The organism is Pseudomonas sp. 5Vm1k, from assembly GCF_056161485.1.
Genome location: NZ_JBSPCZ010000004.1, coordinates 222,004 through 234,796, shown reverse-complemented (window position 1 = coordinate 234,796; position 12,793 = coordinate 222,004). Strand labels below are relative to the sequence as shown.

The 12,793-nt window shown below is 60.0% G+C and carries 10 protein-coding genes and 1 pseudogene; 10 read left to right on the top strand and 1 reads right to left on the bottom strand.

The features are described 5' to 3' along the window. Positions 1 to 215: 215 nt before the first annotated feature. The 10 genes and pseudogenes from ACWIKB_RS10240 (at position 216) to ACWIKB_RS10195 (ending at position 10,971) form a co-directional block, all read left to right on the top strand. Positions 216 to 833 (top strand): NUDIX domain-containing protein, encoded by a 618-nt coding sequence (locus ACWIKB_RS10240; protein WP_475266563.1) that lies wholly within the window; start codon positions 216 to 218, stop codon positions 831 to 833. Continuing rightward, the gene (locus ACWIKB_RS10235) at positions 824 to 1,276 is read left to right on the top strand and encodes a DUF1249 domain-containing protein (protein ID WP_427629832.1); all 453 of its coding nucleotides are present in this window, start codon (positions 824 to 826) and stop codon (positions 1,274 to 1,276) included. The genes ACWIKB_RS10240 and ACWIKB_RS10235 overlap by 10 nt, the downstream gene beginning before the upstream one ends. Before the next feature lie 99 nt (positions 1,277 to 1,375). Continuing rightward, positions 1,376 to 2,191: a 3',5'-cyclic-AMP phosphodiesterase gene (gene cpdA / locus ACWIKB_RS10230; RefSeq protein WP_475266562.1), complete on the top strand. Its 816-nt coding sequence runs from the start codon at positions 1,376 to 1,378 to the stop codon at positions 2,189 to 2,191. 1,144 nt (positions 2,192 to 3,335) lie between these two features. Next, a pseudogene (locus tag ACWIKB_RS10225) lies at positions 3,336 to 3,554 on the top strand (DUF6124 family protein); the annotation flags it as partial. 187 nt (positions 3,555 to 3,741) lie between these two features. Then, positions 3,742 to 4,350 carry a YqiA/YcfP family alpha/beta fold hydrolase gene (locus ACWIKB_RS10220; RefSeq protein ID WP_475266561.1) on the top strand — a complete coding sequence of 203 codons (609 nt, stop codon included), beginning with the start codon at positions 3,742 to 3,744 and terminating at the stop codon, positions 4,348 to 4,350. Between the two features lie 41 nt (positions 4,351 to 4,391). Beyond that, the gene (parE, locus tag ACWIKB_RS10215) at positions 4,392 to 6,296 is read left to right on the top strand and encodes a DNA topoisomerase IV subunit B (RefSeq protein ID WP_054053318.1); all 1,905 of its coding nucleotides are present in this window, start codon (positions 4,392 to 4,394) and stop codon (positions 6,294 to 6,296) included. Then, the gene (locus tag ACWIKB_RS10210) at positions 6,296 to 7,285 is read left to right on the top strand and encodes an esterase-like activity of phytase family protein (RefSeq protein ID WP_475266560.1); all 990 of its coding nucleotides are present in this window, start codon (positions 6,296 to 6,298) and stop codon (positions 7,283 to 7,285) included. Before parE ends, ACWIKB_RS10210 begins: the two co-directional genes overlap by 1 nt. Further along, positions 7,282 to 7,803 (top strand): retropepsin-like aspartic protease family protein, encoded by a 522-nt coding sequence (locus ACWIKB_RS10205; RefSeq protein ID WP_475266558.1) that lies wholly within the window; start codon positions 7,282 to 7,284, stop codon positions 7,801 to 7,803. The genes ACWIKB_RS10210 and ACWIKB_RS10205 overlap by 4 nt, the downstream gene beginning before the upstream one ends. A gap of 10 nt (positions 7,804 to 7,813) precedes the next feature. Then, entirely contained in the window at positions 7,814 to 10,081 is a 2,268-nt protein-coding gene (parC, locus tag ACWIKB_RS10200) for a DNA topoisomerase IV subunit A (RefSeq protein WP_475266556.1), read from the top strand. A gap of 176 nt (positions 10,082 to 10,257) precedes the next feature. Beyond that, positions 10,258 to 10,971, top strand: coding sequence for a PqiC family protein (locus ACWIKB_RS10195; RefSeq protein ID WP_475266555.1), 714 nt, complete (start codon positions 10,258 to 10,260; stop codon positions 10,969 to 10,971). Between the two features lie 295 nt (positions 10,972 to 11,266). Here ACWIKB_RS10195 and ACWIKB_RS10190 read toward each other — a convergent pair whose 3' ends face one another. Beyond that, entirely contained in the window at positions 11,267 to 12,793 is a 1,527-nt protein-coding gene (locus tag ACWIKB_RS10190; protein ID WP_475266553.1) for an AhpA/YtjB family protein, read from the bottom strand.

Sequence of the window (12,793 nt, the reverse complement as noted above, 5' to 3'; positions counted from 1 at the left end):
ATAAAACAGGGAAAGGCGAAAAGTTACCGCTTCGACTATCAACGAAGCAGTCAGTTCGCCACTAAGCTAATTAGAGTTGGTTTCGCCCTCACCGTCTATCCCGCTGAAGGTAAAGGGGCTGCATCAAATGTCGCGGGCGCGTTAGGATGGCGCGAAGTCGAGGTTGCAAGTAACAAAAAGGAGCCTCGTAACGGATTGCAGTAAAGAGGATTGTCATGACTGATTTTGCCAACGCCATTCCGACCAACGTTGATATCGTTCGACGTGAACAGTGCTACGCGGGCTTCTACAAGCTCGATCGCCTGCATTTGCGCCACGAATTATTCGCCGGCGGCATGAGTCGCGAGATCAATCGTGAAGTGTTCGTGCGCCACGATGCGGTGTGCGTGCTGCCTTACGATCCGCAACGCGACGAAGTAGTGTTGATCGAGCAGTTTCGCGTCGGCGCCATGGGCAAGACGCCTAACCCGTGGCTGATCGAGTTGGTCGCCGGTCTGATCGATAAAGACGAAGAACCGGAAGAAGTTGCTCACCGCGAAGCGCAGGAGGAAGCTGGGCTTGTATTCGGGGCACTTTGGCCGATGACCAAGTATTTCCCATCCCCGGGCGGCAGCAACGAATTCGTGCATTTGTATCTGGGGCGTTGCGACAGCACTGGAGTAGGGGGGCTGCATGGACTGGCAGAAGAAGCGGAAGATATCCGCGTCACGGTCTGGGCCTTCGAAGATGCCCTGCAGGCCGTACGCGATGGACGAATTGCCAACGCGGCCAGCATCATTGCTTTGCAATGGCTTGCTTTGAACCGCGCTGAAGTGAGGGGGTTATGGTCGTAAACAAGCTGCGCGATCGCTATCGGGTGGATCTCGTGGGGCTGCAAGCCTCCTGCGAGGCGAACTACGCGCGTTTGATGCGACTGCTGCCGGACATGCGCAACGAGCCCGAGGCACGGCGCATCGCCGTGACCCAGGGTGACCAGATGCTCGGCGTATTGGCCCTGGAAGTGCTGCAAGTCTGTCCGTACACCACCACTCTGCAAGTGCGCCAGGAACACAGCCTGCCGTGGCTGCCGGTGCCGCAACTGGAAGTTCAGGTCTATCACGACGCCTGCATGGCCGAGGTTGTCAGCGCTGAACATGCAAGACGCTTCCGTGGCATCTATCCTTACCCAAATGCCGCGATGCATCAGCCGGATGAAAAGGCCCAGCTCAATCTGTTCCTGGGGGAATGGCTGAGTCACTGTCTGGCGTGTGGGCACGAGTACGCAGTTGTTCGATAGATGTGAACTGCGTCCGGTTCATACGTTTCCTCTTTTGAGCGTCCCCCAGCATAATTGCGGCCTCTATCCAACTCCGTGATTCAGCCCCGGGAGAACGCCTTGCCGAGCGTATCCACATTGACCACCGCCGATTCGGCGTTGCTGGTGCAAATCTCCGACAGCCACCTGTTCGCCGAGGCGCACGGCACGTTGCTGGGCATGAATACGCGCGACAGCCTGCAAAAGGTCATTGAGCTGGTCCGGCTGCAACAACCGCAGATCGATTTGATCATTGCCAGTGGCGATATTTCCCAGGATGGGACGCTGGAGTCCTACCAGCAGTTTCGCGACTTGACCCGGCAGCTGGATGCCCCGGCGCGGTGGATTCCCGGTAATCATGATGAACCCCGGATCATGGCTGAAGCGGCGGTGCACAGCGCATTGCTGGAGCCGGTCGTGGACATTGGAAATTGGCGAGTCACCCTGCTGGATTCGGCGGTGCCGGGTTCGGTGCCGGGGTATTTGCAGGATGAGCAGTTGCAGTTGCTGGCCCGTTCTTTGAGTGAGGCGCCGGAGCGGCATCATCTGGTGTGTTTTCACCATCATCCGGTGTCGATTGGTTGTGCGTGGATGGAGCCGATCGGGTTGCGTAATCCTGAGGGGTTGTTTGCGGTGCTGGACCGCTTTCCGCAGGTGCGCGCGGTGCTGTGGGGGCATGTGCATCAGGAGATTGATCAGGATCGCAATGGTGTGCGGCTGATTGCTTCGCCTTCGACGTGTATTCAGTTTGAGCCGGGGAGTGAGGACTTTAAGGTTGGGGAGCAGGCGCCGGGGTATCGGTGGTTGCGGCTTTTGCCTGATGGGGTTCTTGAGACGGGTGTGGAGCGCGTTGTCGGCTTTGACTTTCAGGTTGATTATGGGTCTGAGGGGTACTGAGTTTTTTGGGTGTTTATCCGTTGCTGCGGTAACGGCTTCTTATGGTTCCGCTCTTACAGCGGGTCACTTTTGGCAAACGCCCCAAAAGTAACCAAAAGGTCTCGCCCCGAGCGTCCGGCCCCTCGCTTAGGCTCGGCGTTCCTTCGTTCCGGTATTCATCTGGGGGCATCGCCTACGGTCTGCTTCGCGACGACCTCCTCTCGATGTGTGCGGCTTCGCCGCACGGCGCTACGCGCCCACCCCCCAGATGAACACCTCCACTCAGCCTCCCGAAGGGGCGGGTAGAGCAAGATCAAGGGCAGGCGAGCTAACGCTCGGCCTTGAGTGGTGAAGAGCGGTGCGGTGGGCTGCTTCTGTAGGAGCAAGGCTTGCCCGCGAAGGCGGCCTGACAGCCGACCAATCCCTCCCGGATGTACTCGTTCAATTTGTAGGAGCAAGGCTTGCCCGCGAAGGCGGCCTGACAGCCGACCAATCCCTCCCGGATGTACTCGTTCAATTTGTAGGAGCAAGGCTTGCCCGCGAAGGCGGCCTGACAGCTAACCCATCCCTCCCGGATGTACTCGTTCAATTTGTAGGAGCAAGGCTTGCCCGCGAAGGCGGCCTGACAGCCGACCAATCCCTCCCGGATGTACTCGATCAAATTGTGGGAGCTGGCCTGCCCGCGAAGGCGGCCAATCCCTTCGGCTAAACGCTATCCCCCGTAGGAGCTGCCGAAGGCTGCGATCTTTTGATCTTGATCTCCTGTGTGAGTGACGACGCTAAAAGATCGCAGCCTTCGGCAGTTCCTGCGACGTTGTTTAATCGTCAGCAAAATTTTCAGAATCTTCCCACGATGTTTTCAGGTTGCCCGTCAGACGCGGGATCTCTAGCCTTTTGGCTGTCGCTGACACATTCAGCGATCGGGCATCGCGGCCCGTTTTCTCAGGCATAATCGCCCCCGCCTTACGACAGCGCTTTTGGCTGTCTGTCGTTTCGTGTCATGGCGGCTGTGCGCGGGATACCTTCGGGTATGCCGAGCTGCCAGAGGATCGGTCCGCGAACCTGCGTACAGCTGCCACCCAAATTACTTCGCGGTAGTTTGTAAGTGGCTCCATTCTTCCTCTGGAGTACCACCATGTTCAAACCAACCCCAAATCCCCCCGACCGCAAACCCAGCACGATGTACATGATCGTCCCCGATAAGGACACGGAAAGCCTGTTGGCCCATGCCTGTGAGTCCCTGGCGTCGGCGAGTGTCATGGCCAGTGATTTTGCCGCGCGCCTGCAATGGCCGGACCGGCAAGCGGCGATGGCAATCCAGCAACTGGTTATGCTGGCCGAGCTGGCGGTGAATCGGGCGCTGGATAATGTCGATCCGGCGTAACCGTTAGACCGAGTCATCGTTCTTCGCGAGCAGGCTCGCTCCCCCATTGGATCTGCGTCATTCCCCCCTGTGGGAGCGAGCCTGCTCGCGAAGGCGCCAGTAAAGGCACCGCAAATCCCCAGGATATCCCCGATCCCCCCGTCTCCCTGTAAACTGCGCCTCTTTACCCGACGCCCAGGGAGTTCTAATGTCCGGTTCGATCCTTTATATCCACGGTTTCAACAGTGCACCAGCCTCGAAAAAGGCCTGTCAGTTGATCAAGGTGATGGACCGTCTGGGCTTGAGCGATCAATTGCAGGTTCCGGCGTTGCATCACCACCCGCGCGAGGCCATCGGTCAGCTGAACCGGGCGATTGAGGCGCTGGGGCGGCCACTGCTGGTCGGCAGCTCACTCGGCGGCTACTATGCCACTCACCTGGCCGAGCACCATGGCCTCAAGGCCCTGTTGATCAACCCTGCTGTCAGTCCGCACCGGATGTTTGACGGGTATCTGGGGACGCAGAAAAACCTGTATACCGATGAAGCCTGGGAATTGACCCACGACCATGTGACGGCCCTGGCCGAGCTGGAAGTGCCGGCGCCCCAGGACCCGCAGCGGTATCAGGTGTGGTTGCAGACCGGCGATGAAACGCTGGACTACCGCCTCGCCCAGCAGTATTACCGAGCCTGTGCCTTGCGCATCCAGGCCGGCGGCGACCATAGTTTCCAGGGTTTTGCCGAGCAATTGCCGGCCATGCTGAGTTTTGCCGGCATCGGCGCAGATTTGTATCAGGCGATCGATTTCACAGCACTGTGAACCATCGCCCCTATTTCACAGAACATTGACGACGAGACCCCATGGCCACTCCCAGCGCTAGCTCTTATAACGCAGACGCCATCGAAGTCCTCTCGGGCCTCGACCCGGTGCGCAAACGCCCCGGCATGTACACCGACACCAGTCGGCCGAACCACCTCGCCCAGGAAGTCATCGACAACAGCGTCGACGAAGCCTTGGCCGGGCATGCGACGTCGGTGCAGGTCATCCTGCACGCCGATCACTCCCTGGAAGTCAGCGATGACGGCCGTGGCATGCCGGTGGATATTCACCCGGAAGAGGGTGTTTCCGGGGTCGAGCTGATCCTCACCAAGCTCCATGCGGGTGGCAAGTTTTCCAACAAGAACTACCAGTTCTCCGGCGGTTTGCACGGGGTGGGTATTTCCGTGGTCAACGCCTTGTCGAACGAAGTCCGGGTGCGTGTAAAACGTGACGGCAACGAATACCAGATGACTTTCGCTGACGGTTACAAGAAAACCGAGCTGGAAGTCATTGGCACCGTCGGCAAGCGCAACACCGGCACCAGCGTGTTTTTCGCGCCGGACCCGAAATACTTCGATTCACCTAAATTCTCCATCAGCCGCCTCAAGCACGTGCTCAAGGCCAAGGCCGTGTTGTGCCCGGGGCTGCTGGTCAGTTTTGAAGACAAGGCCACCGGCGAAAAAGTCGAATGGCATTACGAAGACGGCCTGCGCTCCTACCTGGTAGACGCGGTCAACGGCTTCGAGCGTCTGCCGGACGAGCCGTTCTGCGGCAGCCTGGCCGGTAATAAAGAAGCAGTCGATTGGGCGCTGCTGTGGTTGCCGGAAGGTGGCGACAGCGTGCAGGAAAGCTACGTCAACCTGATCCCGACGGCCCAGGGCGGCACCCACGTCAACGGTTTACGTCAGGGTTTGCTCGACGCCATGCGCGAGTTCTGCGAATTCCGCAGCCTGCTGCCGCGCGGCGTGAAGCTGGCGCCGGAAGACGTCTGGGAACGTATCGCCTTCGTCTTGTCGATGAAAATGCAGGAGCCGCAATTCTCCGGCCAGACCAAAGAACGCCTGTCGTCCCGTGAAGCAGCGGCGTTTGTTTCCGGTGTGGTCAAGGATGCGTTCAGCCTGTGGCTCAACGCCAACCCGGAAACCGGCATGCTGCTGGCGGAACTGGCGATCAATAACGCCGGTCGTCGCCTGAAGGCCAGCAAGAAGGTCGAGCGCAAGCGCGTCACTGCAGGGCCGGCGTTGCCGGGCAAACTCGCTGACTGCGCCGGGCAGGACCCGATGCGCTCCGAGCTGTTCCTAGTGGAGGGTGATTCCGCCGGCGGTTCGGCCAAGCAGGCGCGGGACAAAGAGTTTCAAGCGATCCTGCCGTTGCGCGGCAAGATCCTCAACACCTGGGAAGTCGATGGCAGCGAAGTGCTGGCCAGCCAGGAAGTGCACAACATCGCCGTGGCCATCGGTGTCGATCCGGGCTCGGCGGACATCGCCCAACTGCGCTACGGCAAGATCTGCATCCTCGCCGACGCCGACTCCGACGGTCTGCACATCGCAACGTTGCTGTGCGCCCTGTTCGTCCAGCATTTCCGCCCGTTGGTGGATGCCGGTCACGTCTACGTCGCCATGCCACCGCTGTACCGCATCGACTTGGGTAAAGAGATTTACTACGCCTTGGACGAAGCCGAACGCGACGGCATCCTCGACCGTCTGGTGGCCGAGAAGAAACGCGGCAAGCCGCAGGTCACCCGATTTAAAGGTCTGGGTGAAATGAACCCGCCGCAACTGCGCGAAACCACCATGGACCCGAACACTCGGCGCCTGGTGCAGCTGACGCTGGACGATTTCGAAGCGACCTCGGAAATGATGGACATGCTGCTGGCGAAGAAACGCGCCGGTGATCGCAAGTCCTGGCTGGAGTCCAAGGGCAACCTGGCCGAGGTTCTGGGCTGATGCGGTTTGGCTTTGCCCTGGCGTGTGCGTTGCTGCTGACCTCGTTTACGGTGTCTGCCGAACCGGCGCCGGAGCTGCGCCTGTTGTCCGAGCATGCCGTCGATGGCATGCGCGGCGGCAATCTGTCGGGGCTGGCCCAGTGCGGCAAGGACCTGTGGACCGTGTCTGATCGCGACGATGATCAAATCTACCGTCTCGATACCAGCGCAAACACCTGGCAAGCCGAAACCGTGCGCATTGACGCTCCGACCGTGCCTGATAGCGGCTTGCCTTGGGGCTTGAGCTCGCGGACGTGGGCAGCTTCGTTGTTGCGCGGCGGCGATCTGGATTTCGAAGGCATCACCTGCGACAGCGCCGGCAATCGCTACATCGTCAGCGAAGCCCATGCCGCCGTGCTGCAAGTGTCACCGCAAGGCGCTGCGTCGTGGCTGAAGATTTCGCCACTGCTGGTTCGCGAAGCCCGGGCCAGTGGCATGCTGCTGCACTTCAACGCATTGTTCGAGGGGCTGGCGATTAACCCGGCGGGCGATACCTTGTGGCTGGCCGCCGAGCGCGAAAGCCGAGGGCTGCTGCTGATCAAGCGCAAACAAACCGTCTGGGATTGTGACGGTCGCTGTGTGTTGCTGAGCGAGGCCGGGAAAGAAATGCAACCGGCGCAATTCCCCAACGCCAAAGCGGTGTCCCGGGATTTTGCCGATTTGTCCTTGTTCAACGGCAAGCTATTTACCCTTGAACGCAACGCCTTCCAGATTTGTCGCCGCGATGCAGTGACCGCCAAGGTCGAGCGCTGCTGGTCATTCGCCGACGAAGCCTTGCAGCCAAACCGTCGTTATTCACAGGCCTATGGCCTGGCGGAAGCGCTGGTGGTGGACGCCGACGGTGCCTGGATCGGCATCGACAACAACTTCGGTGCCCGCGCCGATGGCGAAGTCCGCCCGATTGTCTGGCGCTTCGCCGCGCCTGAAGGTGGCTGGAGTGCCAAGCCATGAGTCAGCAGCCGCCGGGCAAGCGCGCCGGTCGGGTGTTGATGGTATTGGCCTGGTGCGCGGCGTTGTTTCTGGCGACGCGGTTTTTCGGGCAGTGGGAAGAACGTCAGCAAAACCCCAACGTGGTTGTCACGTCGGAGCAGGGCGAAGGTTTTATCGAAGTGAAACTGGCTGGCAACACTCAGGGGCATTTCGTCGCCAGCGGCCAGATCAACGGTCAGCCGGTGAATTTCATGCTCGATACCGGGGCGACCGATGTGGCGATCCCGGCAGATATGGCCGAACGACTGAAACTTGAACAAGGCTTCGGGGTAACCCTGAGCACCGCAAATGGTCGCACCGAAGGCTATCGAACCCGAATCGACCGGCTGCAACTGGGCGACATTGTGTTGCGTGATGTGCGCGCCATCGTCGTGCCAGGCCTGGATGGCAATCAAGTGCTGCTCGGCATGAGCGCACTGAACAAACTTGAATTTACCCAGCGCGGTGGCACCATGCTGCTGCGCCAGACAACGAAATGATGAGGCCCGCATGAGCGACTCCCTTGATCTCAGCCTGGACGGTGTAGAGCGCCGGTCACTGGCTGACTTCACCGAAAATGCCTACCTCAACTACTCCATGTACGTGATCATGGACCGTGCCTTGCCGCATATCGGCGACGGCCTGAAACCGGTACAGCGGCGCATCATCTATGCGATGAGCGAGTTGGGGCTGGACGCCGATTCCAAGCACAAGAAGTCGGCGCGTACCGTCGGTGACGTGCTCGGCAAATTCCACCCGCACGGCGATTCGGCCTGCTACGAAGCCATGGTCCTGATGGCCCAGCCGTTCAGCTACCGCTACACGCTGGTGGACGGCCAGGGTAACTGGGGTGCGCCGGATGATCCCAAGTCCTTCGCCGCCATGCGTTACACCGAAGCGCGGCTGTCGCGTTATTCCGAAGTGCTGCTCAGCGAGCTGGGCCAGGGCACCGCGGACTGGGGCCCGAACTTCGACGGCACCCTCGACGAGCCGCTGGTGTTGCCGGCACGTTTGCCGAACATCCTGCTCAACGGCACCACCGGCATCGCCGTGGGCATGGCCACCGACGTCCCGCCGCACAACCTGCGCGAAGTCGCGACGGCCTGCGTGCGTTTGCTCGATGAGCCGAAAGCCACGGTCGAACAGCTCTGTGAACATATCCAGGGCCCGGATTACCCGACCGAAGCGGAAATCATCACGCCCCGCGCCGACTTGCTGAAAATGTACGAAACCGGCAAGGGCTCGGTGCGCATGCGCGCCGTGTACCACATCGAAGACGGCGACATCATCGTCACCGCGCTGCCGCATCAGGTCTCCGGTGCCAAGGTGCTGGAACAAATCGCCGCGATGATGCAGGCCAAGCCGTCCAAGGCACCGCAGATCGCTGACCTGCGCGACGAGTCCGACCACGAGAACCCGTGCCGGATCGTGATCATTCCCGGCGCGCGCAAAAACTTTGACCACGATGCGTTGATGCAGCACCTGTTCGCCAGCACCGAGCTGGAGTCGAGCTACCGGGTCAACATCAACATCATCGGCCTCGACGGCAAGCCGCAGCTGAAAAACCTGCGGGCGTTGCTGGTCGAATGGCTGGAGTTCCGGGTGCAGACCGTGCGTCGTCGCCTGCAATTCCGCCTCGATAAGGTCGAGCGTCGCCTGCACCTGTTGGACGGTTTGCTGATCGCTTACCTCAACCTGGATGAAGTGATCCACATCATCCGTACCGAGGAACACCCGAAAGCAGCCCTGATCGCGCGTTTCGCCCTGAGCGAAATCCAGGCTGACTACATTCTCGACACCCGTTTGCGTCAATTGGCGCGACTGGAAGAAATGAAGCTGCGTGCCGAGCAGGATGAACTGCTCAAGGAACAAGCCAAGCTGCAAGCCTTGCTGGGCAGCGAAGCCAAGTTGAAAAAACTGGTGCGCACCGAGCTGATCAAGGACGCCGAAACCTATGGCGACGACCGCCGCTCGCCAATCGTCGAGCGCACCGAAGCCAAAGCCCTCACCGAACACGACCTGCTGCCGAACGAGAAAGTGACGGTCGTGTTGTCGGAAAAAGGCTGGGTGCGCTCGGCCAAGGGTCATGAAATCGACGCTACCGGTCTTTCCTACAAGGCTGGCGACGGGTTCAAGGCCTTGGCGCCGGGCCGTTCCAACCAGTTTGCGGTGTTTATCGACTCCACCGGTCGCAGCTATTCGGTGCCGTCGCACACGCTGCCATCGGCACGGGGCCAGGGCGAGCCGTTGACCGGCCGTCTGACACCGCCGCCAGGGGCAACGTTTGAATGCGTGCTGATGCCGGAAGACGATTCGCTGTACGTGATCGCCTCCGACGCCGGTTATGGTTTTGTGGTGAAAGGTGAAGACTTCCAGGCCAAGAACAAGGCCGGTAAAGCGCTGCTGAGCTTGCCGAACAATTCGAAAGTTATCCTGCCGCGCCCGGTTACCGATCGTGAGAACAATTGGCTGGCCTCGGTCACGACCGAAGGTCGCCTGCTGATCTTCAAAATCAGCGACCTGCCACAATTAGGTAAGGGCAAAGGCAACAAGATCATCGGGATCTCCGGTGAGCGTGTGGCCAGTCGCGAAGAATATGTTACGGACATCGCCGTACTGCCGGATGGCGCCACATTGGTGCTACAGGCCGGAAAACGTACCTTGTCACTGAAGGCGGACGACCTCGAACACTACAAAGGTGAGCGTGGGCGTCGTGGTAACAAACTGCCACGTGGCTTCCAGAGGGTAGATGCGCTGCTCGTCGAAAACCTCAATTAGGCGTGCTAGAGGCGCTGATCTACGATTTAACCCGTAGATCGGCGCTTTGCCGCTGGAGTCGGAACGCATATTCACGGATGATATGGCCTTTCAAGCGCCGGCGTGGCCGAGCGTTCTTCATATTTATTGAGTATTTTCACTGTGGTTAGCCTTGTGGCAACCACCTGGATGGGACGATGACTGCTCTGCGCCTTCCGTTAATTTTAATGCTCGCTGGCGTTCTTGGCCTGGCGGGTTGCAGCGTTCACCAACCGGTGTCGTTGTATCAGCTGGACAGCGGAAGTCCGGCTCAGCCTGCGCAAAGCGCTGGCATGGCTGTATTGTTGGGCCCGGTAACGATTGCCGACTATCTGCAGCGTGAAACCCTGCTGCAGCGTCAACCGGATGGCAGTCTCCAGGCCTCGGCCGACGGTCGTTGGGCGGGTAGCTTGTCTTCGGACATCGACCAGTTGCTGTTGCGTCAGGTTGCCGGTCATCTGGACAGTCAACGCGTCGTACTGGCGCCGGCGACATTGGGCTTTACCCCGGATGTTCAGGTATTGCTGACGATTACTCGCCTGGACTCGGGTGAGTCGCAACCGGCGATCCTAGATGCACAATGGCGTTTGATCGACCGTCGTGGCCAGGTTCGCGATAACCGCATCATTCACCTGCAAGAACAACATGCTGGCGGGACTGCGGCTCAGGTCCAGGCCCAAGGCGTGTTGTTGCAGCGTTTGGCCGAGCAATTGTCCGTGGCGCTGAAGCCACTGGCCAACCAGCCGCCAATTGCCGAAGCACCGCGTAAACCGGCTCCCAAGCCTGTAGCGCCTGCCGCCGAGCAGGACAAGCAGCCGAAGATCCCGATGGCTTCGCCGATTCGTACCGATATGGAAGTGTTCAGGTTCTAAACGCCTGGATGGATTCAACCCAAAGCCTGCAGCGATGCGGGCTTTGTTGTTTCTGCGGGTTGAGATGATCGTTCCCACGCTTTGCGTGGGAATGCAGCCCGTGACGCTCTGCGTCACATCGGTGCCAGGCGTTGTAAGTGGGTGAGGCTGGAACGCGGAGCGTCCCTTGAGGCATTCCCACGCAGAGCGTGGGAACGATCAGTGTGGGAGCGGGCTTGCCCGCGAAGAGGCCGGAACAGGCAATAAAAAACCCGCAGACAATCACTCGTCTGCGGGTTTTTTCATTACAGGGCGATTACGCCCGACGCTCATGCATCCGCGCCAGTTGCCGTTCCAGCATCGACGGATAAGGCTCCATCAACCGCTCTACACAGCAGGCGCCTTCAGGGCTGGCGATCGGCCGGATTCGTGCACGCTGGCGGATCAGGGCGTCGTCGCTGATCTTGCGCTCCACCAGCAGCAGGTTGCGGCTGTGTTGCGACAGGGCCAGGGCGTCCTGGGCCGACTCGGTTAGCAACAGGTCAATCTGGCTCAGACCGAACAACTCGTCGCCCAACGTCAGACCCAGCTGCAATTGCAGGGTGATGCCGCTGTCAGCGACTTCGATCTGCAACTGATGGCCCAGGGCTCGCAGCAGTTCACCGCAGCAGATGGCGTTGGTCAGGTAATCGTCGCCGCTGTCTTCGGTGTGGAACAGCATCAACGTGCTGCCATCATTCAGTGTGTGCAGTTCGCTCTGATAGAGCGAAGCCGCCTGATCGAGGCAGTCGCGGTAGCGCTTGAGCAGTTCCTCAAGGCGCGTGCGTGGCAAGCGACGCAGTTGATCCTGAGCGCCCAGTTGCACGGCGAGTACCGCGCTGTGCTGCGGCACGTTCGAAATCACCGGTTTGGCCAACGTTATCGGCGCATTGTCTGCCGACTCATCGCGCAAATCAGCGAACGCGTCATCATCGTCATCGTCTTCGACGGTGCTGACAATGCGCTTCGGCGCAGGCTTGAGGCCAGCGACCGGTTTAGTCTCGTCAAAGCTCGGGTCCCGCAGATTACGCACTTCGAAGGCCGGATCAGCCTCTTCATCGTAATCGGCGTCGTCGAACTCAGGCTCCGGGACGGGCTCAGGTTCAGCGGGTTCCGGGGCGAAGTTGGCGTGCAGTTGGCGCGCCAGGTCGCCGATCTCATCCTGACGCTCGGTGGCCGGGGTGTATTCGTCGATGTTGCGCAGCCAGACCCGCAATTGCATCAGCGGCGTGGAGATGTGCCGGCCCAGGCGCAGGCTCAAGGCCAGGGACAACGCGAGCAGAATTGCACTCAAGATGCCCATGCTTTGCAGGCTGATGGTCATCGGCTGCTGGAACTGATCCATGTCCAGGCTGATGCGCAGTTGCCCGGCGGTCACGTCCTGGAAAGTGATCTTGCTCTCGTACATGCCCTCGGCTTCGCCCAACAGGCTGTGCTTGGGGCGCTGGCCGGATTCGGCGAGGATGCGGTTATCCACGCTATAGATGGCGGCGTGGGCCACCAACTTGTTTTTGGTCAGGTTGTTGAGCAGCACGTTGAGGCTGAGGATGTCGTTGGACACCAACAGCTCCGTGGCGGACGTGGCCGTCTGCGTGGTCAGGCTTTCGCCCAGCGCATCGGCTTGCTCGTGCATGGCCTGCTTGAACTGCAAACCCATCACACAGGCATAGATCACCAGGGCCAGAGCGACCAGGATCACGTTATGGCTGGCAATGCGCAATGCAATCGGTACACGGCGGTGGCGCAGTGCCCGGAAGATCAGCAGAAAGAAGTTATCGGTTTTTACTGGCGTGGGCCGGTTCAC